Genomic DNA, 23,272 nt, shown 5'->3' on the forward strand with positions numbered 1-23,272 from the left:
GTGAGCCATCATGCCAAGCTTATCGAATGGCAGACCCCATAACGTACTTTTCAGCACGCTTGGCGGATTGTGCGGCGCGCTGGCAATCGCAGCCTATGCCGGGGCGGCCCATGGCGGCGAAAACCATCTCGGCAGCATAGCACCTTTGCTGCTGGGCCATGCGCCAGCCTTGCTTGTGCTGGCTCTGCTTGCCCCCGCCAGCCGTGCAGCCACAATCGGCGGTGCGCTTCTGGTCGTCGGCCTGGCGCTCTTCTGCGGCGATCTTTTCATGCGCGACATCACGGGTAACCGGCTCTTTCCACTTGCTGCACCAACCGGTGGAAGCCTGATGATCCTCGGCTGGTTGAGTGTCGCTTTGACCGGATGGTTCTCGAAACAAAAATAAAGGGGCCTCACGGCCCCTCTTTTTCTCAGCGATATCGAGTCGATATCGATCAGGAATTGCCCTTGAGGCGTGCATTGCAAAGGCTGTAATAACCGCCGCCCTTCTGCACCCACTTCAGGCCGCCAAGTGCATTGGCATCCTTCAATGCATGATACTGCTCGAGGCAGGTGTGCATGCGTGCCTTACCAGCCGATTCGCTCGAATATTTCGCAGAAACGGCGGTTGGGAACTTCATGCCTTTCGGAGCAGCAGCGGTCGGTGCTGCAGGCTCCGAATTGCCATCCGTGCTCAGCGCAACAGGATCGGCACCGGCACCGCATTCAGCCTTGCGGAAATCATTCCACTTCACGCCATTATCCGTGCCTGCATCCTTTGCAGCCTGATATTTGGTGCTGCACTGCTTCATCGTCAGGCCCTTGGCGCTGTCACCAGCCGCAGGAGCTGCCGTCTTTGCAGTTTTGGCTGCTGGCGCTGCCGCCGCAGGCTTCGCCGGAGCAGCAGCCGGTGCGGCTGCGGCATCGTCACCGCACTGGGCTTTACGGAAGTCGTTCCACTTCAGATTGCCGAGCGTTCCGGCGTCTTTGGCGGCCTGATACTTGGTGCTACATTCCTTCATCGTCAACGCACTTGCGGGCGAAGAGAAGGTGAAAGCCGCTGCACCCATAATAATGGCGGTGCCTGCCAAAGCTGTGATGGTTCGAATGGACATTGCGTCACTCCCTATCGAATACGGCCCTTGGATCGTAAGGCACCGGATTGATGCTTCACGACCAATCTCATTTGCATATGTCGGAAATTTCATCTTTCTCCGCATATGCCGGAATTAAGAAGAAATCAGGCTCAACCTGTTGCTCCCGTTCATTCCTTTTCCGCGCCAACATTGCTCCTGGCGAAATTGACTGTCAATCGTTTGCTTAATATTACAGGTGCGAGCAATACAAATTTTCTAACGGTCATTTTCGGCCCGTTATGGCTACCCCCTTCATAGTAACGACATAGTAACGTCATCAAATTGACCGTTTTGTATTTAAGCGGAAACTGCATTAAGGACAATGGGGAATGATACAGCGGATCATGATCATCGGCGGCGCCGGTTCGGGAAAATCGACACTGGCGCGGGAGTTGGGCCAGCTGCTGGACCTGCCCGTCATCCACATCGACACCATCTACTGGCAAGCCGGATGGGTCATGCGTCCGCTTGATGAAATCGCCCGTATGACCAACGAGGCGGCGGATGGTAATCGCTGGGTCTTCGAAGGCAATCACAGCCATACCATGTCCCATCGTGCGTCACGCGCCGACATGCTCATTTTCCTCGACATTTCGACCGGACGACGTCTTGTGCGGGTAGTCCGACGCATCCTGAAATATCATGGCCGCACGTGACCGGATATGGGCGATGGCTGCCCGGAGCGTTTCGACTGGGATTTCATTAAATGGGTGGTCGATTATCGTAAAAATGGGCGGATTCGCGCACTCAAATTCATGAAACAGGCCCCAAACCATCTCATAAAGCGCCATTTATGTAGTCCACGGGAAGTAGACGTATTTCTCGACGGCATTCGTGACGAAATAAATCAAAAGCATACCGCCCTAAAATTGTAGGGAGCCGATAAAGGAAGGCTTAAAATAGCAATATTGCAAATGGTGCCAAGGCGCTTTCACGCTGCTATATTGTTGAGGTCTCCCAAGACTTGACGCTCGTGTGCGATCATCGAAGCAACGACACCTCCGCACAGCGCAAAGATCAGTTGAAATGAGCGCCGGCTTCCAATCCGGTTTTTGACTTTTTTGAGCCGGAATTCCGGCTATCGCTGTTGGAGTCTAAACGTGGCAGATCTCGCAGATAGCCCCGCTCCGCTTGTTGACACGCCCAGTGTTGCAAGCCTCGACCGCCATCACTTGTACGAAGACGCCATGGCCATGCTGATTGGTACGTCTTTCATCGCGCTTGGCATCAATATCTATAGCCACGCAACTTTGATGACCGGCAGCACAGCCGGCATCGCCCTTCTTATTCAATATGCGACGGGAACAAGTTTCGGGCTGCTTTATTTCCTGATCAACCTGCCCTTCTACTATTTCGCCGTGCGGCGCATGGGATGGCCATTCACGATCCGCACCTTCGTAGCGGTTGGCATGTTGTCAGGTTTCGCGTGGCTGATCCCGCAGAGCGTTGACTTCAGTGCTGTTAATCCGCTGTTTGCCGCGCTGATGGGCGGCACCTTGATGGGAATGGGTGTGCTGTCCCTCTTCCGGCACCGCTCCGGCGTCGGCGGCGTTAATATTCTGGCGCTCTATCTTCAAGACGCATACGGAATTCGGGCGGGCTGGTTCCAACTTGGCCTTGATCTGGTGATCATGCTGGCGTCACTCTTTTTCATTCCATGGCAGAATATGATGCTGTCACTGCTCGGTGCCGTGGCGATGAATCTCATCGTTGCAATCAATCACAAGCCAGGCCGCTATCTCGGCATGAGCTGACGCACAAAAGCCGCCTTCGAAGGCGGCTTTTTGTTTCGGTCATGCGTTTCGCAGTCTCAGTGCGTGGTCATCCATTCGCGCGCATCGCGAAGGGCAGCGGCCAGTTCAGTCTTGCTCATGGTGGCGGCAACTTGATTGCGCATCCGAGCGGCCTTTTCGTTGCCCCGAATGGCGGCGATGTTGAGCCACTTATGGGCTGCGATCACATCGATCTCGCAATCGCGACCAATCGCATATTTCATGCCCATTTCCAGAAGAATGCGGTCCTGCGATGCGATCTTTTGCTGCTGCGTAAAGCTCTGAAACTGTGCCATTTTTCTTTGTCCCTGTTAAATCCCGAGAACCGTCCGGTCTTTATTTCGTGGCGGTTGTTATCGCCTTGAAACTGCCGTCTCTGTCGTTCCGTTCATGATGTAGAGAATAGACCTCAGGGCTGAAATGCGCGTTAAACCAGATGCTTAACGTCTGACCAACAAAATCCCAACAACGTGTAAACTTGGGATTTTGTTAAACATCCAAGCCTCGCGGATTGCTGGATTTTTCCGAAAATCGATCCAGATCCGCTCAATGCATGGAAACCGGATGATAACCATAGGACAATCGGGGTCGGCAGAAATGGTGCATTGCGGTGTTTACACACGGCATGGAACCCCCTCGCCCAGCGCTCTCATGAATGCGAAAATTCCGCTTCCGCTCTCGCGAAATCTCGTTTACGTTTACGTTTGCGTAAATCATGACGACATGGGGAGAACACTGTCGGCTTGGTGAGTGGCGCGATCTGGGTCCGGAGATCAAGCGAAGGCCCCGGTTACGGCGACCACGGCAAATGAATGAAGCGGCTTGCGCCACCGCCCGATAGAGGGGACTGGCGCGCATTGGGAGGAATGAATGATCCGCACTCTTGTTCTTGGAATGACACTTGCAGCCAGCTTCGCCGCGCCAGCTCTTGCTGACGAAGCAATCGTGGGCAGCTGGAAGCGCCCGAACGGCACGATCATCAGCTATGCTTCCTGCGGCGGCAACAAGTTCTGCGGCACGGTCATGACCGGCGAATATAAGGGCAAGTCCATCGGCACCATGTCCGGCACGGATGGCAGCTACAAGGGCGAAGTGAACAAGCTTGACGAAGGCAAGACCTATACGGGCAAAGCTTCCGTCAAGGGCAACACGCTGTCTCTGTCGGGCTGTGTGCTCGGCGGACTGATCTGCAAGAGCGAAAGCCTGACGCGCCAATAATCGCCGACAACGGTTTCCAAACGAAAAGGGCGGCCTGAACAGCCGCCCTTGTTACAATCGCTTATTTAACGCGCCTTCTGACCGAAGAGAATTTTCTGCGCTTCCTTGTCGTTGGCCAGATTGGATTTTTCCCGCTCTTCCTTCCCGACAACCAGACCGCGCGCGACGGCCGGACGCGCATTCATGGTGTCGTGCCAGCGCTTCAGATTCGGGAATTCATCGAGATTCTGCTCGTAGTTCTTGAAAGCATTCACCCAGCCAATGCTGGCCATGTCGGCGATGGAATATTCGCCCGCGATGTAATCCTTGCCTTCGAGCTGACGATTGAGCACGCCATAGAGACGATTGACCTCGTTGGTGTAGCGGTCGATGCCATACTGCACCTTTTCCGGCGCATAGAGACGGAAGTGCCCCGCCTGACCCGACATTGGGCCCAGCCCGCCCATCTGCCACATCAGCCATTCGTCAACAGCCACGCGCTTGCGCTCGTCCGTCGGGTAGAACTTGCCGAATTTGCGTCCGAGATATTGGAGAATGGCGCCGGATTCGAAAACCGAGATCGGCTCGCCGCCCGGACCTTCGGGATCGATGATCGCCGGCATGCGATTGTTCGGGGCAATCTTCAGGAAGTCCGGTTGGAACTGGTCGCCCTTGCCGATATTGACGTATTTGACCTCGTAGGGAACGCCAAGTTCCTCCAGCATGATGCTGATTTTGACGCCATTCGGCGTTGGCCAATAATACAGCTCGATGGGCTTTGTCTGTTCAACCATGGGCTTTCTCCAACTCGTTCGAGAGTGTGCGGCGGATTTGGGAGGGATCCTTCCCGCATTCCAATGATGGGAAACATAAGACCCATTTCGACAGGCACAAGGCCAATGCGGCGCATTTAACGGAACATCAATATTTTTGAACCGCGCATGAACGGCAGCCTCAGATGTGGTTCAGGCGCGCTCGCTAAACTGGGCAGCAACAAGGACGGATTTCAACCTTTTGGGGGCTTTCATGTTGCTGAGACGCTTGACGATTGTATGGCTACTGATCGCCGGACTGGCGATTGTCGCTGGTGTATTCGCCGACAGGAAACACGACACCTATCGTGACCAGACGGCGTTTGGTCCGCTGGCTTCCGCCCAGGTCAAGCCGGGGCCACGGCCATGATCGCCAACATTCGCTCGACTGCGGGCATCGCCCTGCGGGTATTCCTCTTCACTGCAATTTTTACCGGCCCGGCCGCCACCTTCGCCTATACGCAAATCGGCCAGCACAGCAAGATGAGCGGCATTGGCCTTGTGCTTTATGTCAGCCTGCAACGAACCGCATAACTGCGTCATTCCATCGTCGTGAACTCTGCTATACTGAGCCATGACACAGCGAATCGAACAGCCATTTCTCAACGAAATCAAAACACCAGCGCCGATCGAGCCAGAGGTGTTTACCGACGCGAGTGCGGCGGTTGCCGCCCTGCAAAAGCTTTATGATCGCAACACAGCCTTCCTGCGCGATGCTTTCGAAAAAGTGGCGCGCGGCGAAATCCCGGCACAACGATACCGCGCCTTCTATCCCGAAATTTGCCTTTCCACATCGAGCTTCGCGCATGTGGATTCGCGGCTGGCCTATGGCCATGTTTCAACGCCGGGCGACTATTCCGCGACCATTACCCGTCCCGATCTGTTCGATCATTATCTGAACGAACAGATCCGCCTGCTGATGCGCAATCACGGCGTGACGGTGACGGTACGCGAGTCGTCCACGCCGATCCCGATCCATTTCGCGTTCATGGAAGGCACCTATGTGGAGGCGTCCGTTGCCAGCGCCTTCCAGCATCCGCTGCGCGATCTTTTCGACGTGCCTGATCTGGCTGCGACCGACGACAAGATCGTCAATGCCGATTTTGAACCAGCGCCCGGCGAACCTATGCCGCTTGCGCCTTTCACGGCACAGCGCATCGACTATTCGCTGCACCGGCTGGCGCATTATACGGCGACGAGCCCGGCGCATTTTCAGAACTTCGTGCTCTTCACCAACTATCAGTTCTACATGGACGAGTTCTGCGCCTATGCCCGCGATCTGATGGCGCAAGGCGGCGGCGGTTACGAACAATTCGTGGAACCGGGCAATCTGATTACCCGTGCAGGCGAAACCGCGCCAAGCGAGGGCACCCCTTTGGCGCGTCTGCCGCAGATGCCTGCCTATCATTTGCAGCGCTCCGACCATTCCGGCATCACCATGGTCAATATCGGCGTCGGGCCTTCCAATGCCAAGACGATCACCGACCATATTGCCGTGCTGCGTCCGCATGCATGGCTAATGCTCGGCCATTGCGCAGGCCTGCGCAACAGCCAGCAGCTTGGCGACTATGTGCTGGCCCACGCCTATATGCGCGAGGATCACGTACTGGACGACGACCTGCCGGTCTGGGTTCCCCTGCCCGCGCTGGCGGAAATTCAGGTCGCTCTGGAAGAAGCGGTTGAAGAAATCACCGGCCTCGAAGGCTATGATCTCAAACGCATCATGCGCACGGGCACCGTTGCCACCATTGACAATCGCAACTGGGAACTGCGCGACCAGCGCGGCCCGGTACAGCGTCTTTCGCAGGCGCGCGCGGTTGCACTCGACATGGAATCAGCCACCATCGCCGCCAACGGCTTCCGTTTCCGCGTGCCCTACGGCACCCTGCTTTGCGTCTCGGACAAGCCGCTGCACGGCGAACTGAAGCTGCCGGGCATGGCCACCGAGTTCTACAAGCGGCAGGTGGCGCAGCATTTGCGGATTGGCATTCGCGCGGTCGAAAAAATCGCCGCCATGCCGGATGAACGTCTGCATTCGCGCAAGCTCAGAAGCTTCTACGAAACGGCGTTCCAGTGAGGTTAAGGGAGTAGGGGAATAGGGCAGTAAGGGAATATGTTGGAGCCCTGTTTCATGCAGAAGCGCCAAGAAACCTTCTTGCAAAAACATACTCCGCTATTCCCTTATTCCCCTACTCCCTTCCCTTCGCCTTCCATCATCGCGCCGTATTCAATCGCTAGAGGCATCTCATGTCGAAAAGCCGTGAGAATATCCCCTTCCTGTTGCTGCTTGCCGCCGTGGCCGTGTCCGTCCCGCTCGTGCTGGGATTTCTCGGCGCGGTTCATCCTGCGCTTGATACATTTTCGCATTTTCGCGCGCATCTTGCCGTCTTGATGATCGTGCTCGCCCTGCCACTGCTCTTCACGAAGATGCGGCGCGAAGGCGCAATGCTGCTGCTGTTCGCCATCATGGCCCTCAGCACTACATTCGGCATGGCGCGTGATTTTCTCAGCGGTTCTGCAGGCGCGACGACTGCCGAAACTACGGGGCCGCGCTACAGCCTCGTTCAGATCAATCTGCGCGAGGACAATCCGGAGCCAAAGCGCATCTTGCAGATGATCGCCCGCGAAAAGCCGGATATCATCGCCTATCAGGAAGCCAGCGAGCAGTGGACAAAGTGGGTGGATATTCTTCAGGCCACCTATCCCTATCGTCTCAGCTGCCGTGAAGATTCGCGAACCTGGGGGGTCGGCATTCTATCCCGCCGTCCCTTCGTTGAAGGCGGTCAGCCTGTATGCATCGGTGACGGATTGCTCGCCATCGCTCCCGTTGATCTCGGTGGCACGCATATCAATGTGGCCTCGCTGCATTTTTCATGGCCATGGCCGCGCTGGCAGCCCTATCAGCTTGGCTATATCGAACCGGGCCTGAAGCAATTGGCGGGGCCGACAATCATCGCTGGTGATCTGAACGCCGTGCCGTGGAGCAATGCCGTTCGCCGGGTCGAGGTCGCATCGAAGACCATGCATATGACCGGCATTGGCGGAACATGGTTCCCGTCCTTCCTGCCGGTGTCACTGGCGCCTTATCTCGGCCTGCCTATCGATCAGATTTTCACCAGCGCGGATATTGTTTCGCCCAAGGTTTCAGCCCGCGAAGACGCCGGGTCGGATCATCTGCCGGTGCGGCTGGACTTCTCCGTTCCAGCCCCGGTGCGCCCGGACGAAGACGAATCGGAAACGCAGTCCGTTATGCTTCAATAACGAGCAGTTCACGGCTCAGACCTTGACTAAGATGCGGAATCCCAGTGGATGCTGCTGCTGAATTTCACGTGCGACGGCAGCATCATCCACAGCAAGGAGCTTTCCGCATGCAAATGTATCAGGTCGATGCATTCACCGATCGAGTCTTCGCAGGAAACCCGGCTGCTGTCCTCATCCTTGAAGACTGGCTGCCGGATGCGCAAATGCTGGCGATTGCGCAGGAGAATAATCTCGCCGAGACCGCCTTTGTCAAAGCCCGCCCCGATGGCGCATGGGATTTGCGCTGGTTCGCCCCGGCGCTTGAGGTTGATTTCTGTGGCCACGCCACCCTCGCAACAGCGCATGTCCTCTTCACCACGGAAAGGGCGGACACATTGCTCGTCTTCCACACGCGGGTTGGTGAACTGAGCGTATCGCGAGAGACCAACGGATACAGTCTCGACATTCCCCGTCTGTCGCCAGAACCTATCGATGCGCTGCCACACAAAATTGCAGATATTTTCGTTGAACCGCCGGTTCACATCTTTCGCAACTTCGAAAATTTCTTTGCCGATCTTGGCAGCGCCGAGGCTGTGCGCAAATTCGTTCCAGACCTGGCGGCCATCGCCCTTCTCGGCTCCGTCGGTCTTGTCGTGACAGGCCAGGAAGCGGACGGCGCAAAGGCACACTTTGTGTCACGCTATTTTGTTCCGGGGGCGGGAATTCCGGAGGATCCGGTGACAGGTTCCATCCATGCCACGCTTGTGCCCTACTGGGCTTCGCGATTGCAGCGCGACAAGCTGACCGCCTATCAGGCGTCGGCGCGTGGAGGATGGCTCGACTGCGAATTGGTCGGGGACCGCGTTATCCTGCGCGGCAACGCCGTGACATTTATGGAAGCCACGATTTTCCTGCCGGATGCTACCTAGCAGTTGCTCGACTGCTAGGTAGTGTGTCTGGCCGAAACAGACGCCTCATGTGAACATTTACATGTTCACATAGACCGGTCCTTCGCCGCCTTGTGGCGGCACCCAGTTAATGTTCTGGTTTGGGTCCTTGATGTCGCAAGTCTTGCAATGCACGCAGTTCTGCGCGTTGATGACGAAACGAACATCCTTGGCGCTTGGATCAGCAGCCGAGTTGCCGTCCTTGTCAACCCATTCATAGACGCCTGCCGGGCAATAGCGCGTCGACGGGCCAGCGAAAACATCGTGTTCCGACGACGTCTGCAACTGCATGTCGCGGACTTGCAGATGGATCGGTTCGTTTTCATCATGATTGGTGTTCGACAGGAACACCGACGACAGGCGATCAAACGTCAGAACGCCATCGGGCTTCGGATAGTCGATCTTCTTGTGCTTTGCCGCCGGTTCGAGCGACTGCGCGTCGTTTTTGCCGTGCTTGAGCGTTCCGAAGAACGAAAAGCCGAACAACTGGTTGGTCCACATATCGAGACCGCCCAAAGCGACACCGATCACCGTGCCGAACTTCGACCACAGCGGCTTGACGTTGCGAACCTTCTTCAGGTCTTTGCCGATCAGGCTCGAACGCCAGCTGTTCTCGATCTCGACCGGCTCGTCATTGGCACGACCGGCTGCAATGGCTTCCACCAGCTTGTCGGCGGCGAGAATGCCGGAAATAACCGCATTATGGCTGCCCTTGATGCGCGGCACGTTTACGAAGCCTGCCGAGCAACCGATCAGCGCGCCGCCCGGGAAGGACAGTTTCGGCACCGACTGGAAGCCGCCTTCGGTAATGGCGCGTGCGCCATAGGACAGACGCTTGCCGCCTTCGAAGACATCCTTGATGGCCGGATGCGTCTTGAAACGCTGGAATTCTTCAAACGGCGACAGATACGGGTTCTTATAGTTGAGGTGCAGCACAAAGCCGACCGCAACCATATTGTCTTCGAGGTGATAGAGGAACGAACCGCCGCCGGTCTTCATGTCGAGCGGCCAGCCAAACGAGTGCTGCACCAGACCCGGCTTGTGCTTGGACGGATCGACCTGCCACAATTCCTTGAGGCCGATACCGAATTTGCCCGGCTCGCGGCCTTCATCCAGCTTGAACTTCGAGATCAACTGCTTGGCCAGCGAACCGCGTGCGCCTTCGCCGATCAGCGTATATTTGCCGAGCAGCGCCATGCCGCGCGTATAGTTCGGCCCATGCGTGCCGTCGCGCTCAACGCCCATGTCGCCGGTGGCCACACCGATGACAGCGCCTTCGTCATTATACAGAACTTCGGTCGCAGCAAAGCCCGGATAGATTTCGACGCCCAGCTCTTCGGCCTTCGTGCCGAGCCAGCGGCAGACATTACCGAGCGACACGATGTAATTGCCGTGATTGTTCATCAAAGGCGGCATGGCAAAGTTCGGCAAACGCACTGAACCTGCGGGACCCAGCAACAGGAATTGATCGTCCGTCACCGGCGTCTTGAAAGGATGCCCCTCATCGTCGCGCCAGTCCGGCAGAAGCTGGTCGATACCCACCGGATCGACAACGGCGCCAGACAGGATATGCGCACCGACTTCCCCGCCTTTTTCAAGGACCACCACTGAAAGCTCTGGATTGACCTGCTTCAGGCGGATCGCTGCAGCAAGGCCCGCGGGGCCTGCGCCGACGATCACAACGTCAAATTCCATGCTCTCGCGTTCGGGAAGCTCCTGGTTCGCATGCTCTGGGGCTTCGGACATTCATCCCTCCGTTCGGTATGACATCATCGTTTCACTACGATAGTGCGGATGATGCATCCAATTGTTTTTACGCATAATCCCATTGCGAATACCCATCAACAGGCTGTTTGGCCAGCGCTGGGCAGCATGCAATAGGATTTGCCTGTTCCCGTCATTCGCCTTTATCCTCTTACAGAGTTAGCAACTGTCGCAAATGCGTCGAATTGTCCAAAATCGGCGTCTGAGTGCGTTTAATGATATTTACTTTGACGTAAACGTCAATTTCAATTGTTTGAAAATGGCCTGTGGGGATTTTTTGTCGCGACCTGTCGGGATTGGCATGATTTCTCGCGCCCAGCGTAAGCTTCCGGTGGTTAGTCCGTGGTTTGATCGCGAAAAGCGCGACGCGCTCTTGCATTCACCGCCAAAATTCGCCACCTCAATGTTCGAGGTACAAAGATGACTGATGGCCGCGAGACACTGGATATGGAAGGCTTGCTCCGCTTCTATGCGGAAGCGGGCGTTGACATGCCGCTCTCGGACACGCCTATCGACCGTTTTGCCGAACCGCAGCGTGCACCTGCCACACCGCGACAGGACACGCAGGCAGCCGAGCGCCCTCGCCCACAGCAGCAGCCCAATCAGCCAAGCCGTGCGCAGAACTGGCAACAACCCTCAGCCGCCGCAACCCCCTCACCTGAAAGCAGACCTGTCCAGGCCGCAGCCGACGTGCCCGATACGGCCCAGATCGCTCTGGCCCGTGAGGCCGCAGCAAAAGCTGCGACACTGGATGAACTTCGCGAGAAGCTTGCGGCCTTTGACGGCTGCAATCTGAAACTCACCGCGAAGAACCTGTGCTTTGCCGACGGGGATCCCTCATCCGATATCATGTTCATCGGCGAAGCGCCGGGACGGGATGAGGATATGGAAGGCCTGCCTTTTGTCGGCAAATCCGGCCAACTCCTGAACCGGATGATCGAATCCATCGGTCTCAAGCGCGAAAGCGTTTATATCGCCAATACGATCCCGTGGCGTCCGCCGGGTAATCGCACGCCAACGCCATTGGAAACCGAGCTTTGCCGTCCGTTCATCGAGCGGCAGATCGAGCTTGCCGCGCCGAAAATACTGGTCGCGCTCGGCGGGCCAGCCGGCAAGGCGCTGACGGGTGCAACCGAGGGCATATTGCGGCTTCGGGGCAATTGGAAAATCCATCGCACGCCGTCCGGAATGGAAATTCCGGTTCTGCCGACATTGCATCCCGCCTATCTTCTGCGCACACCCGCACAGAAGCGTTTTGCCTGGCGTGACTTTCTGTCCGTAAAGTTGAAATTAGACGAAATACGCAATTGATATTCCGGCCTTTCGGTGGCATCGGCTCGTTCATCAGAACAATGCTTATCACCAACATGCCGCAAACTTGTTCTATTTCGCCGCTTGCCAAAGCGCCAGACGGCGACAAGTAGTTTTAGAGCCTGAATCAAAAAGCGGCTTGTGTGTGCGAAAATGGTGATTTTCGAGTACCGGAGCGGAGCGTACTAAAGGTACGTGAGCACCGGAATGTAGAAAATTGCCATTTGCAGCCACACAAGGCGACTTTTGGAACAGGCTCTTAGATTCCGAATTCATCTCATTGGAGTACCTCATGGCTGGCCAGCTCCTGCCCATCGCCGCCCTGCTTGCAAGCACGTTCCTGATGCTGCTCGCCGGTGGCCTCGCGGGTATTCTCCTGCCGTTGCGCGGCGGAATGGAGGGTTGGTCCACCACAACCATCGGCTGGATGGGCACGAGCTATTCGCTGGCATTCACCATCGGCTGTATCGTGGTGCCACATCTGGTGCGGCGCGTCGGACATGTGCGCGTGTTTTCCGCTCTGCTGACCTTATTGTCGATGGCGCTGTTGTTTCATGCGCTCGTGGTCAGCCCGGTAGCCTGGATGATCTTTCGCGGCGTCGCGGGTTTTTCGCTCGCGGGCGCTTACATGATCATCGAAAGCTGGCTGAACGAGCGCGTGACCAATGAATCGCGCGGGCGCATTTTCTCGATCTATATGATCATCACCATGCTCGGCCTGATGTGCGGACAGTATATTCTGCCCTTCGGCGATGCGATGACCCAGACGCTGTTCATCATCTGCGCGATCATCTATGCCAGCGCCCTGCTGCCGACTGCCCTGTCCAGCGCCCAGTCACCAAACCCGCTGACGCAGGTTTCGCTTGACCTTAAGGGGCTTTACCGCCGCTCGCCAGCCGCAGCCGTTGGCTCGCTTATCGCCGGTATCGTCGCCGGTACATGGAACTTTCTTGCTGCTATCTACGGCGAAATGAATGGGCTTTCGACCTTCGGTATCGCGACCATGCTGGCTTCTGCAATGATCGGTGGCGCCATCTTCCAGTATCCGCTCGGCCGCGCATCAGACTTCGTGGACCGGCGCTATGTCATGGTGCTGGCAGGCCTCATCGGCTTTGCCCTGTCACTGGTCATGGTGCTGTTTCACCCGACCACACCTTATGCGATTTACGCAATGATGTTCCTGTTCGGCTCGGTGATCTATCCGATCTATAGCCTCAACGTCGCCCACGCCAATGACTATGCCGATGCCAGCGAATTCGTCAAAATCTCCGGCGGGTTGCTGATCATCTATGGCGCGGGCAGCGTGGTGGGGCCAGCACTTTCCGGTCCGCTGATGGATGCCATCGGCCCTTCCGGCTTCTTCGTGACCATGGCCATTGCCTTTGGCGTTTACGGCCTGCACGCCTTCTGGCGCATTCGCAGGCTGCAACGTCCTGCAATCAGCGAACAGAAGACCGAATACAAGTTCCACACGCCGGACGGTCAGTCCACGCCGGAGACCATGCAGCTTGATCCACGCTCGGAAGGACCGCAGGAAACGACGAGCTAGCTATTTTTTACGCATTATCCGACGCAAAACCGCTTCGCACTTTTGCTGGAAATGCTCTAATTACTGCCCTTGCGGCGCGTTAACCTTGTGCGGTTCGAGCGCAAGCTTGTGTTCGCGATAGATGATGAAGCCACCAGCCGCCATGACGATGACGCTGCCGACCAGCATTTCCAGCGTCGGCACATCGCCAAACAGCAGAAAGCCGATCAACAGGCCAAGCAGCATCGACGTATACTCAAATGGCGCAATGGTAGACATCGGCGCGTGACGGTAGCATTCGGTGAGCAGAATCTGGGCGATGCCGCCTGCAAATCCGGCACCGATGAGCAGAGCCAGCTGCGTCCAGCTGGGCACGATCCAGCCAAAAGGCAGGCTGACCAGCGCAATGACACTGGCCGATAGCGAGAAATAGATCACGATGGTTGCCGTGCGCTCCGTCTGCACAAGCCGCCGCACCAGAAGCATGGCGATAGCGGCCATGAAAGCCGCTCCAAGCGCCGACAAGGCTCCAATGGCCTCGTCCTGTCCGACATTGCCTCCAGAAAACAGCGTCAGGCGCGGCCATATAATGATCAGCACGCCGAAGAGCCCGATCAGAACCGCGCTCCAGCGATAAAACCGCACCACTTCGTGCAAAATAACAGCGCCGAGAATCACCGTGATCAGCGGCGAGGCATAATTGATGGCGATTGCTTCGGGCAGCGGCAGTTTCATCAGCGCAAAGAAGCTCATTGTCATGGCGCAGACGCCAACCAGCCCACGCCAGAAATGGCTGAAGCCATGCTGTGTCCGAAACGCGCCCGAGAGTTGCCCACGCCATTGCAAATAGAGCAGAACAGCGATGACTGCGAAAAAGGATCGGAAGAAAATAAGCTGCCCGAGCGGCACACCATCGGCAGCTTTGAGCATTGTGGACATGCCGACAAAGACGGCAACGGAAGCAATCTTGAGACCGATACCAAGCATCGGATTTGAATCTAGCCCTGCCGCCTCAACAGCTGCGCTCGCACGAGCGTTCACGATGCAATTCCCCACATATACCGCGTAAAACTTGCGGCCAAATAGTATGACCACATTGTTTTCTTATGCCTGTTTGCCATGAACTGCCAGCCATAGCGTTGTGTTCGGCAAATTTATTTGCCCAGCGCTCGTTTCTTGTCGTTTCGGCAAAAGCCGGGTACGAATCCAGCACAAGACTTCACAGAAAGAGTTCCGCGATGCGTACAGAAACAGGCCAGACATTTCGTCTCGAAGATTACCGCCCGACGCCTTACGCGATACCGGAAACGAAGCTCGACTTCACTCTGGAGCCGGAGAAAACCATTGTCCGTGCCGAGCTGATAATCGAGCGCCGCCCGGGCACCGCGCCCGGCACGCCACTGGTCCTCGATGGCGACGAACTCAAGCTCGTCAGCATTGCCATCAACGGCACCCCGCTTGCCGATAATAGTTATGTCGCAACGCCCGATCTCCTGACCATCAGCGATCTGCCGGAAGGTGAGCGCTTCACACTGGAAATCGTCACCGCCGTCAATCCGACGACCAACCGGCAGCTTTCAGGGCTTTATCGCAGCAGCAGCGTCTATTGCACACAATGCGAGGCGGAAGGCTTCCGTCGCATTACCTATTATTATGACCGCCCTGACGTGCTTTCCGTCTACACGGTGCGTGTCGAAGCCGACCGTGATGCCGCGCCGATCCTGCTTTCCAATGGCAATCCGGTTGAAAACGGAACCACAAAAGGCAGCGCCGACCGGCATTTTGCGGTGTGGCACGATCCGCATCCGAAGCCGTCCTATCTCTTCGCTCTTGTTGCCGGTTCGCTCGGTGTTGTGAAAGATCATTTTACAACCGCTTCCGGTCGCCCGGTTGATCTCGCCATCTATGTCGAACACGGCAAGGAACAGCGCGCACTTTACGCCATGGACGCGCTGAAGCGCTCCATGCAGTGGGACGAGGAAAAGTTCGGGCGCGAATATGATCTCGACGTCTTCAACATTGTCGCCGTGTCAGATTTCAACATGGGCGCGATGGAGAACAAGGGCCTCAATGTCTTCAACGACAAATATGTGCTGGCCGATCCGGAAACAGCGACCGATGTGGACTATGCCGGCATCGAGGCGGTCATCGCGCACGAATATTTCCACAACTGGACCGGCAACCGCATCACCTGCCGCGACTGGTTTCAGCTTTGCCTCAAGGAAGGACTGACCGTCTATCGCGATCATGAATTCTCCGCCGATCAGCGCTCGCGTCCAGTAAAGCGCATCGCCGAAGTGAAGATACTGAAGGCGCAGCAGTTTCCCGAAGATGGCGGCCCGCTCGCCCATCCGGTGCGTCCGCGTGAATATCGCGAGATCAACAATTTCTACACGGCGACGGTCTATGAAAAAGGCTCGGAAGTCGTCCGGATGATCCGCACGATCATCGGGCCAGACCTGTTCCGCAAGGGCATGGACCTCTATTTCGAGCGCCATGACGGCGATGCTGCCACGATCGAAGATTTCATCAAGGTTTTTGCCGACGTTTCCGGGCAGGATTTCGCGCAATTCGCGCTCTGGTACGATCAGGCAGGCACACCGCGAGTGGATGCGGATTTCGACTACAATGCGACGGCTGAAACCTTCACCATCCGCCTGCGTCAGGCGCTGGCGCCAACACCCGGCCAGTCAGTGAAAAAGCCGATGCATATTCCAATCGCATTCGGCCTTATCGGCCCGGACGGCAAGGATATGAAGCCGACTTCGGTTGAAGGCGGCGATGTGCATGACAATGTCATTCAACTGCACCACTCATCGGAGACCATTGTTTTCCACGGCATCAAGGCGCGTCCGGTTCCTTCGCTGCTGCGTGGCTTTTCCGCGCCGGTCAATCTGACCTCGCCGCTTTCCGAAGAGGACCTCACATTCCTCGCATTGAATGACAGCGATCCGGTTGCACGCTGGCAGGCCATGAACAGCATTCTCACCCGCACCCTGCTCGAGGGCGCCAAGCGCGTTCGTGGCGGCCATAAGCCGGAGCTGAATGCTAAGGTGGTGGAACTGATCGGTCGCGTCGCATCCGACGAGACACTTGATCCGGCGTTCCGCGCGCTCTGCCTGACCTTGCCAAGCGAAAGCGACGTGGCCCGTGAAATGGGCGATAATGTCGATCCCGACGCCATCCTTGCCAGCCGCGACCACCTGATCGCCGCTATTGCATCAGCCTATGCGGGTGATTTCGCCAAGCTATATCACGGGCTTAAGCAGACTGGCGCTTTTACCCCCGATGCGGAAGCGGCAGGCAAGCGCGCCTTGCGCAATGCGCTGCTGGATTATCTAAGCCGCCACGAAGGCAACCAGCGTCGTGCCGCCCTGCAATATGTGGGAGCCGACAACATGACCGACCGCTTTGCCGCGCTGACGGTTCTCGTTCACCGCTTCGGCGATACGGATGAAGCGCGGGAAGCGCTCTCCAGCTTCGAACAGCGTTTCGGCAGCGACGGGCTTGTCATGGACAAGTGGTTCAATGTTCAGGCGACCCGCCCCGGTGAACACGCGCTGAAGACCGTTCGCCAGCTTGCCGTCCACCGCCTGTTCTCGCTCGACAATCCAAACCGCGTGCGCTCGCTGATCGGCTCCTTCTCGGCGTCGAACCCGACCGGTTTCAATCGCAAGGACGGCGCGGCCTATGTGTTCTTCGCCGAGACGATCCTCGCTATCGATCCCGAAAACCCGCAGCTCTCTGCGCGGCTTCTGACCTCGATGCGGTCCTGGCGGTCACTGGAAGAAACGCGGCGCGAACATGCCCGTGCGGCTCTCGCCCGCATATCGGGCATGCCCAAACTTTCAACCGACCTGCGCGACATCGTGGATCGCACTCTCGCCTGATTCGCGGGCGACAATCGAAGCAATCTGATTCGCTCCTGCTAGCCGCCTTTCTGCGGCTGACAGGGTGAACAGCTATGCGCTTTCGCCCTGCTCTGGCACGCTTCGGAAGCGACCAGGTTTTTCATGAGTCTTTTCATGGATTTAAGCGCGTCGGCTAAGGAACTGATTCCGGATAAAGGCTTGAGATTCATAAGAAAATCAATACCGGCGAGTGGCCTTTTTTACGTCTCGTTAACGAAATCGCTGGACAGCGCGAATCACTTTTGATTCATTGAATGTATTCGGAGGTGGTGTATTCCGAATCACTTCACTCGCAGGCATTTCACGAGGGACCATCAGATGGCGAGCACCGACGCGTATGGCGCGCCGGCGGGGACGCATTGCGAATCCGGTCGGAAGAGAAGGAAAGGCAAGGTCTCGGGCCATGTCCGTCTTCTCGCGGGTCCGGCCTATGGCAAATTCATCTCGATGGAACCTATTCTGCGCCGCCTCGTTCCCGCGCTGATCATCATCTTCCTTATCATTCTCGGCGTCGCCCGCGTGTTTTCCATGCTGGCCTGGCACGACGACATCGAGCAGCAGCACAAGGCTTCGCTGTCGGCAGCGACCGCCAATCTGGCGCAGATGATCGAGCGCGTGGCGAATGGAACCAGCGCAGGCGCGCAGGTTTCCGCCAAGGACTTGCAGGACACCATTGCGGAGTTTCGCTCGCGCGGCCTTTCATCGTCCGGCATGACAGTTGCCATCGTTGACGGCCAGTCGTCGGTGGTCGCGGCTTCCGGCCCCCTCTCCGATTTATCCGGCAAGCCGATTGATACGATCCTGTCGGAAGCGCAGCCGCTGTTCCTCTTTGCTGAACGCGCAGGCGTGCTGAAAATTCTCCTGCAAGGCGAAGCGGCCTATGGCGCTTTGTCCAAGCCGCTGACCGCGCCTTATTCCATCATCGCGACGGAAGCGGAAAATACGATCTTTGCCGAATGGCGTCGAGCGGTGTCGCTTAATGTCACGCTCTTTGCGGGCACCACCGGTGTCATGTTCGCCATTCTTTACGCCTATTTTAGTCAGGCGGCGCGGGCCCGCGAAGCCGACGACCTTTCCAATCAGATCCAGCTCCGGATTGATCTCGCCATGGCGCGCGGACGCTGCGGTCTCTGGGACTGGGACATGGCGCGCGGGCGCATCTACTGGTCGCGCTCCATGTATGAAATGCTGGGCTATGAAGCGCAGGACGCTGTGCTGCCGTTCAGCGATGTCGCGGCAATCATCAACCCGGAAGATGGCGATCTTTATTCTCTCGCCGAACAGGCGGCGGCTGGCGACTTCTCTCACGTGGACCGCGTGTTCCGCATGCGTCATGCGGATGGATCGTGGGTCTGGATGCGTGTGCGTGCCGATATTGCGGCTGAAGGCGACCTCCATCTGGTCGGCATCGCCTTCGACGTCAGCGAGCAGCACCGTTTTGCGCAAGCGACGGCAGAAGCCGACATGCGCATCCGCGAAGCCATCGAGAACATCTCGGAAGCCTTCATTCTGTGGGATGCCAACAACCGTCTGGTTATGGCGAACTCCAAGTTCAGCGAATATGCCGGACTGCCGGTCTGGACGCTGAAACCCGGCGTGCCACGCAATGAAGTCGACGCTCATACGCGCCCATTCACCTTTGAACGCCGCATGGCCAACGAACACAATCGCGCTGGCGGGCAGACTTTCGAACGCCAGCTCAGCGATGGCCGCTGGCTACAGGTCAACGAACGCCGCACGCAGGATGGTGGTCTGGTTTCCATCGGCACCGATATCACCCAGCTCAAGCTGCATCAGGAACGTCTGGTGGATAGCGAACGCCGTCTGATGGCGACCATCCACGACCTTTCGATTGCCCGTAAGGGTGAGCGCGACCGTGTGCGCGAACTGTCGGAACTCGCGCGCAAATACGGTCAGGAAAAGGAACGCGCCGAAGCGGCCAACCGCGCCAAGTCGGAATTCCTCGCCAATATGTCCCATGAGCTGCGCACGCCGCTCAATGCGATCATCGGCTTTTCGGAAATGATCCAGGCGGGCACTTTCGGGCCGCTCGGTTCCGACCGCTATGAGGAATATATCAACGACATTCACACCAGCGGTAACTTCCTGCTGAACGTCATCAACGACATTCTTGACATGTCGAAGATCGAAGCCGGTCATTTCTCGCTCGACCGCGAACAGATCGATCTTTGCCCGCTCATCAATGAGACGGTGCGCATGATTTCACTGCAAGCCGATGAGAAGAACATTACGGTCGAAACGCGGATCGAAGACGCCATGCAGCTCTATGCCGACCGCCGTGCGGTCAAGCAGGTGCTGATCAATCTCCTGTCCAACGCGGTCAAGTTCACGTCCCATAACGGACATATCACAGTGCGCGCCCGCAAGACCGGATCGGCCCTGTTCATGACCATTCAGGACACCGGCGTCGGCATTCCAAAATCCGCATTGAAAAAGATCGGCCAGCCGTTTGAACAGGTCGAAAACCAGTTCACCAAAACCCATAGCGGGTCAGGCCTCGGTCTCGCCATCACCCGCTCGCTGGCGGAACTGCATGGCGGCTGGCTGCGCATTCGCTCGACCGAAGGCGTCGGCACGGTGGTTGCGGTCAGCATACCTGACCGCAAGGCCGTGCAGATCAGCGGGCACAGCGCCGCTATCCACGCAGCTTAGAGCGCATCCAAAAAAGTGTGAAACGGTTTTCGGAAAAGATGCGCGTTAATTAAAGAATCAAGCGCTTACAAGCGTTTCAAAACTCGCGCGGACTTCCTTCGCCAGTTCGGTCAGATGATGTTCAACGCGCTTGATATCCGGCATATCGGCAGCGCGACAGAGAAGATCGATCATACCCGGAATGAACTCGTCTCGCGGCGCATCGCTGCCGAGGCATAAGCGAATCGTCTGGCTCAAATTCGTATAAAGCCGATGCGCTTCGACCAGACTGTCGGCGAGCGCGGGTTCGGCATAGGCCGGGTCGAGCGAGCCAAGAACCTCTTCCGTTCCCAGCGGGCGCGGCTTCTTGGTAACGTTCCCAACCAGAACCGCGAATTGCGCGATGAATTCCAGATCGACAATGCCGCCGGGCTTCAGCTTGAAATCCCAGTCATCACGCGGCGGCTTTTCCTGATAGATCAGGTCGCGCATTTCGCGCACGTCCTTGGCGATCTTCTTCACGTCACGCGGTGCTGACAGCACCTCGTCGATCTCCGCCGTGATATGCGTAATAAAGCTCTCGTCGCCATGGATCGGGCGTGCCCGCGTGAGCGCCATATGCTCCCAGGTCCAGGCCTCTGTCCGCTGATACTTGCCGAAGGACTCGATATGAGTTGCGACAGGCCCCTTGTTTCCCGAAGGGCGCAAACGCATGTCGACTTCATAGAGCACACCCTCCGCCGTCGGTGCGGACAGAGCGGCGATCAGGCGTTGCGTCAGGCGAATATAATATTGCGACGGAGCGAGCGGCTTTTCACCGTCAGATTCATCGGCATCCGTGTCGTGATCGTAAAGCAGGATCAGATCGACATCGGAACCCGCAGTCAGTTCACGACTGCCGAGCTTGCCCATGGCGAGCAGCGCCGATTTCGCGCCTTTGACCTTGCCGTGGCGACGCTGCAATTCGGCTTCCACAGCCTCAAATGCCTTACCGATCATCAACTCAGCCAGATCGGAAAAAGCGCGCCCGGCACGGACGCCGTCAATCGCGCTTGTCAGCAAGCGAATGCCGATCAGGAAACGATGCTCTGCAGCGAAGATGCGCAGCCGATCCAGCACTTCCTCGTAGTCTGTCGCGGCCCCGAGAAACACGCGCAGCCGTTCTTCCAGATAAGAGCGGGTCGGCATTTCTGAAAAGATTGCCGGGTCGAGCAGACCGTCAAAAACATGCGGATTGCGCGTGATGATTTCGGCCAGCCGTGGCGCAGCACTCATGATCATCACGAGCAGATTGAGCAGGCGCGGATTGGACTGAAGCAGGCTGAAAAGCTGGATGCCCGCAGGCAAACCTTGCAGAAAACTGTCGAAACGCAACAACGACTCGTCGGCGCGCTTGGTCTCGGCGAAGGCATTGAGGAGCGCAGGTGTCAGTTCGGTCAGGCGCTCGCGCGCTTCCGCCGACTGGGTGGCGCGGTAGCGCCCGAAATGCCAGGTGCGGATAACCCGGCAGATATCGCTTGGGCGCTCATAGCCCATGGCAACAAGCGTTTCCAGCGTACCCGGATCATCCACATCGCCGGTGAAAACGAGATTGCCCGTCGAGGTGCCAAGTTCCGGCGCCTGCTCAAAAAGAGCCGCATAGTGCTTTTCAACGATCTTGAGCGCGTCGAGGAAAACTTCCGAAAACTCAGCCGGATTGGCATAGCCCATCATATGAGCGACACGGGCAAAGCCTTCATCGTCCTCGGGAAGAATATGGGTCTGTTCGTCGGCGATCATCTGGATGCGGTGTTCCACATCGCGCAGGAAGTAATATTCCTTGGCCAGCGCATCGCGTGCCTTTTCCGTGATCCAGCCACGCTCCGCCAACTGGCCCAGCATCGGCACAGTCTGATTGCCGCGCAGTTCCGGAAAGCGCCCGCCAGCGATCAGCTGCTGTGTCTGGACGAAGAACTCGATCTCGCGGATACCCCCGCGCCCAAGCTTCACATTGTGCCCGCGAACGGCGATGTCGCCATGGCCCTTATGGGCGTGGATTTGGCGCTTGATCGAATGAACATCGGCAATCGCCGCATAATCGAGATATTTGCGCCAGACATAAGGAGAGAGTTCGGCCAGCACCTGACGACCGGAGGCACGATCCCCGGCGACGGGCCGCGCCTTGATCATGGCGGCGCGCTCCCAGTTCTGGCCGCGCCCTTCGTAATAATGCAGCGCTGCGCCAACGGGAATCGCAAGCGGCGTCGACCCCGGATCAGGACGCAAGCGAAGATCGACGCGGAAGACATAGCCGTCCGCCGTGCGATCCTGAAGGATACGGACAAGCCGCCGCGTCAGGCGCGAAAACGTGTCAACGCATTCATACGGATCGCCGATGGCCGGTTTGGTTTCGTCGATAAAGACGATCAGGTCGATATCGGAGGAATAGTTCAGTTCGCGCGCGCCGAACTTGCCCATGCCCAGCACGATCCAGCCGCAATCTTTGTCAGGCTTGTTGCGGTCGGGCAGATTTATTTTTCCAGCAGCATCCGCATCGCGCAGCAAAAAGCGCACGGCAGCGCCGGTGCAGGCTTCAGCCAGATCGGTCAGCCAGCCGGTGGTGGCTTCCGTATTGAAAATTTGGGCCAGATCGCAAAGCGCGATCAGCACATGCGCTTCGCGTTTGAAGCGGCGCAGATCGGTCATGAGCGATGCTTCGCTCGCGCCCTCCTCCATGCCGCAGAGCGAAACCGTCGCGAGAATGTCGTGCAACGCGGTTTCGGGCGAAGCAGAAACGATGCGGCTCAGAATAGACGGATGCCGGGTCAGCGCTTCGCGAATGAACGGCGACAGATCGAGCACCGCCGACAGGAAGGCCGAAGCCTTCTTCTTTTCCAGCAGAGCGGCGACATCTGACAGTTCGTCCTCACGGGACCGCTCTATCAGGTCGGCGAGGAAGGATCGCGCCCGATCAGGATCGAGCGGCGTCAGCGCACAAAGGTCTCTCTCGAAAAACAGTTCCTTTGTATCGTCAGCCGCCATGA

The 23,272-nt window shown here is 57.4% G+C and carries 19 protein-coding genes; 13 read left to right on the forward strand and 6 right to left on the reverse strand.

The genetic code is table 11. The features are described 5' to 3' along the window. Positions 1–10: 10 nt before the first annotated feature. Positions 11–385 carry a DUF423 domain-containing protein gene (locus tag FHW00_RS17225; protein WP_078340145.1) on the forward strand — a complete coding sequence of 125 codons (375 nt, stop codon included), beginning with the start codon at positions 11–13 and terminating at the stop codon, positions 383–385. Between the two features lie 49 nt (positions 386–434). Here the strand turns inward: FHW00_RS17225 and FHW00_RS17230 are convergent, their stop codons facing one another. Next, the gene (locus FHW00_RS17230) at positions 435–1,094 is read right to left on the reverse strand and encodes an antifreeze protein (RefSeq protein ID WP_078340146.1); all 660 of its coding nucleotides are present in this window, start codon (positions 1,092–1,094) and stop codon (positions 435–437) included. Between the two features lie 350 nt (positions 1,095–1,444). Between FHW00_RS17230 and FHW00_RS24575 the strand changes: the two genes are divergently transcribed. Both FHW00_RS24575 and FHW00_RS17240 read left to right on the forward strand, forming a co-directional pair. Continuing rightward, positions 1,445–1,771, forward strand: a complete 327-nt coding sequence (locus FHW00_RS24575; RefSeq protein WP_445557974.1) for a hypothetical protein — start codon at positions 1,445–1,447, stop codon at positions 1,769–1,771. Positions 1,772–2,215: 444 nt separating this feature from the next. Then, positions 2,216–2,869, forward strand: a complete 654-nt coding sequence (locus FHW00_RS17240; protein WP_078340147.1) for a YitT family protein — start codon at positions 2,216–2,218, stop codon at positions 2,867–2,869. A gap of 56 nt (positions 2,870–2,925) precedes the next feature. Here the strand turns inward: FHW00_RS17240 and FHW00_RS17245 are convergent, their stop codons facing one another. Next, positions 2,926–3,183, reverse strand: a complete 258-nt coding sequence (locus FHW00_RS17245) for a hypothetical protein (RefSeq protein ID WP_078340148.1) — start codon at positions 3,181–3,183, stop codon at positions 2,926–2,928. 574 nt (positions 3,184–3,757) lie between these two features. Between FHW00_RS17245 and FHW00_RS17250 the strand changes: the two genes are divergently transcribed. Beyond that, on the forward strand, positions 3,758–4,105 hold the full coding sequence (locus tag FHW00_RS17250; protein ID WP_182514672.1) for a DUF2147 domain-containing protein: 348 nt from the start codon (positions 3,758–3,760) through the stop codon (positions 4,103–4,105). Between the two features lie 65 nt (positions 4,106–4,170). Here FHW00_RS17250 and FHW00_RS17255 read toward each other — a convergent pair whose 3' ends face one another. Next, a complete protein-coding gene (locus FHW00_RS17255) occupies positions 4,171–4,878 on the reverse strand; it encodes a glutathione binding-like protein (RefSeq protein ID WP_078340149.1) in 708 nt (235 codons plus the stop codon). A 232-nt stretch (positions 4,879–5,110) separates the two neighbouring features. On the opposite strand from FHW00_RS17255, the gene FHW00_RS17260 reads away from it, so the two are divergent. The 5 genes from FHW00_RS17260 (at position 5,111) to FHW00_RS17280 (ending at position 9,065) form a co-directional block, all read left to right on the forward strand. Beyond that, positions 5,111–5,266 carry a hypothetical protein gene (locus FHW00_RS17260; RefSeq protein ID WP_176168358.1) on the forward strand — a complete coding sequence of 52 codons (156 nt, stop codon included), beginning with the start codon at positions 5,111–5,113 and terminating at the stop codon, positions 5,264–5,266. After that, positions 5,263–5,430 (forward strand): hypothetical protein, encoded by a 168-nt coding sequence (locus FHW00_RS17265; protein WP_171058772.1) that lies wholly within the window; start codon positions 5,263–5,265, stop codon positions 5,428–5,430. The genes FHW00_RS17260 and FHW00_RS17265 overlap by 4 nt, the downstream gene beginning before the upstream one ends. 40 nt (positions 5,431–5,470) lie before the next feature. Next, positions 5,471–6,973 (forward strand): AMP nucleosidase, encoded by a 1,503-nt coding sequence (locus FHW00_RS17270; protein ID WP_078340151.1) that lies wholly within the window; start codon positions 5,471–5,473, stop codon positions 6,971–6,973. A gap of 170 nt (positions 6,974–7,143) precedes the next feature. Further along, positions 7,144–8,157: an endonuclease/exonuclease/phosphatase family protein gene (locus FHW00_RS17275; RefSeq protein WP_078340152.1), complete on the forward strand. Its 1,014-nt coding sequence runs from the start codon at positions 7,144–7,146 to the stop codon at positions 8,155–8,157. Positions 8,158–8,264: 107 nt separating this feature from the next. Beyond that, on the forward strand, positions 8,265–9,065 hold the full coding sequence (locus tag FHW00_RS17280) for a PhzF family phenazine biosynthesis protein (protein ID WP_078340153.1): 801 nt from the start codon (positions 8,265–8,267) through the stop codon (positions 9,063–9,065). 57 nt (positions 9,066–9,122) lie between these two features. Here the strand turns inward: FHW00_RS17280 and FHW00_RS17285 are convergent, their stop codons facing one another. Continuing rightward, entirely contained in the window at positions 9,123–10,829 is a 1,707-nt protein-coding gene (locus tag FHW00_RS17285; protein WP_078340154.1) for an electron transfer flavoprotein-ubiquinone oxidoreductase, read from the reverse strand. A 438-nt stretch (positions 10,830–11,267) separates the two neighbouring features. Here FHW00_RS17285 and FHW00_RS17290 point away from each other — a divergent pair, with 438 nt between their 5' ends. After that, positions 11,268–12,158, forward strand: a complete 891-nt coding sequence (locus FHW00_RS17290) for a uracil-DNA glycosylase (RefSeq protein ID WP_078340156.1) — start codon at positions 11,268–11,270, stop codon at positions 12,156–12,158. Positions 12,159–12,450: 292 nt separating this feature from the next. After that, the gene (locus FHW00_RS17295) at positions 12,451–13,707 is read left to right on the forward strand and encodes an MFS transporter (RefSeq protein ID WP_078340157.1); all 1,257 of its coding nucleotides are present in this window, start codon (positions 12,451–12,453) and stop codon (positions 13,705–13,707) included. Positions 13,708–13,767: 60 nt separating this feature from the next. Here the strand turns inward: FHW00_RS17295 and FHW00_RS17300 are convergent, their stop codons facing one another. After that, complete coding sequence (locus FHW00_RS17300; RefSeq protein ID WP_210276579.1) at positions 13,768–14,673, reverse strand: DMT family transporter; 906 nt, start codon at positions 14,671–14,673, stop codon at positions 13,768–13,770. 251 nt (positions 14,674–14,924) lie between these two features. Here FHW00_RS17300 and pepN point away from each other — a divergent pair, with 251 nt between their 5' ends. Together pepN and FHW00_RS17310 are read left to right on the forward strand one after the other, a co-directional pair. After that, positions 14,925–17,576, forward strand: a complete 2,652-nt coding sequence (gene pepN, locus FHW00_RS17305; RefSeq protein WP_078340159.1) for an aminopeptidase N — start codon at positions 14,925–14,927, stop codon at positions 17,574–17,576. Between the two features lie 339 nt (positions 17,577–17,915). Further along, positions 17,916–20,270 carry an ATP-binding protein gene (locus FHW00_RS17310; RefSeq protein WP_182514673.1) on the forward strand — a complete coding sequence of 785 codons (2,355 nt, stop codon included), beginning with the start codon at positions 17,916–17,918 and terminating at the stop codon, positions 20,268–20,270. A 57-nt stretch (positions 20,271–20,327) separates the two neighbouring features. On the opposite strand, the gene FHW00_RS17315 is transcribed toward FHW00_RS17310, so the two are convergent. Further along, complete coding sequence (locus tag FHW00_RS17315; RefSeq protein ID WP_078340160.1) at positions 20,328–23,270, reverse strand: bifunctional [glutamine synthetase] adenylyltransferase/[glutamine synthetase]-adenylyl-L-tyrosine phosphorylase; 2,943 nt, start codon at positions 23,268–23,270, stop codon at positions 20,328–20,330. Positions 23,271–23,272: the final 2 nt, after the last annotated feature.

Origin of the sequence: Ochrobactrum sp. P6BSIII, from assembly GCF_014138065.1 — a bacterium.
GTDB lineage: Bacteria > Pseudomonadota > Alphaproteobacteria > Rhizobiales > Rhizobiaceae > Brucella.

Coding starts and splice junctions, on each gene's coding strand:
- FHW00_RS17310 (WP_182514673.1), top strand. CDS start 17,916: ATGGCGAGCACCGACGCGTATGGCGCGCCGGCGGGGACGCATTGCGAA.
- FHW00_RS17245 (WP_078340148.1), bottom strand. CDS start 3,183: ATGGCACAGTTTCAGAGCTTTACGCAGCAGCAAAAGATCGCATCGCAG.
- FHW00_RS17290 (WP_078340156.1), top strand. CDS start 11,268: ATGACTGATGGCCGCGAGACACTGGATATGGAAGGCTTGCTCCGCTTC.
- FHW00_RS17265 (WP_171058772.1), top strand. CDS start 5,263: ATGATCGCCAACATTCGCTCGACTGCGGGCATCGCCCTGCGGGTATTC.
- pepN (WP_078340159.1), top strand. CDS start 14,925: ATGCGTACAGAAACAGGCCAGACATTTCGTCTCGAAGATTACCGCCCG.
- FHW00_RS17315 (WP_078340160.1), bottom strand. CDS start 23,270: ATGGCGGCTGACGATACAAAGGAACTGTTTTTCGAGAGAGACCTTTGT.
- FHW00_RS17255 (WP_078340149.1), bottom strand. CDS start 4,878: ATGGTTGAACAGACAAAGCCCATCGAGCTGTATTATTGGCCAACGCCG.
- FHW00_RS17270 (WP_078340151.1), top strand. CDS start 5,471: ATGACACAGCGAATCGAACAGCCATTTCTCAACGAAATCAAAACACCA.
- FHW00_RS17250 (WP_182514672.1), top strand. CDS start 3,758: ATGATCCGCACTCTTGTTCTTGGAATGACACTTGCAGCCAGCTTCGCC.
- FHW00_RS17300 (WP_210276579.1), bottom strand. CDS start 14,673: ATGCTTGGTATCGGTCTCAAGATTGCTTCCGTTGCCGTCTTTGTCGGC.
- FHW00_RS17285 (WP_078340154.1), bottom strand. CDS start 10,829: ATGTCCGAAGCCCCAGAGCATGCGAACCAGGAGCTTCCCGAACGCGAG.
- FHW00_RS24575 (WP_445557974.1), top strand. CDS start 1,445: ATGATACAGCGGATCATGATCATCGGCGGCGCCGGTTCGGGAAAATCG.
- FHW00_RS17225 (WP_078340145.1), top strand. CDS start 11: ATGCCAAGCTTATCGAATGGCAGACCCCATAACGTACTTTTCAGCACG.
- FHW00_RS17295 (WP_078340157.1), top strand. CDS start 12,451: ATGGCTGGCCAGCTCCTGCCCATCGCCGCCCTGCTTGCAAGCACGTTC.
- FHW00_RS17275 (WP_078340152.1), top strand. CDS start 7,144: ATGTCGAAAAGCCGTGAGAATATCCCCTTCCTGTTGCTGCTTGCCGCC.
- FHW00_RS17260 (WP_176168358.1), top strand. CDS start 5,111: ATGTTGCTGAGACGCTTGACGATTGTATGGCTACTGATCGCCGGACTG.
- FHW00_RS17230 (WP_078340146.1), bottom strand. CDS start 1,094: ATGTCCATTCGAACCATCACAGCTTTGGCAGGCACCGCCATTATTATG.
- FHW00_RS17280 (WP_078340153.1), top strand. CDS start 8,265: ATGCAAATGTATCAGGTCGATGCATTCACCGATCGAGTCTTCGCAGGA.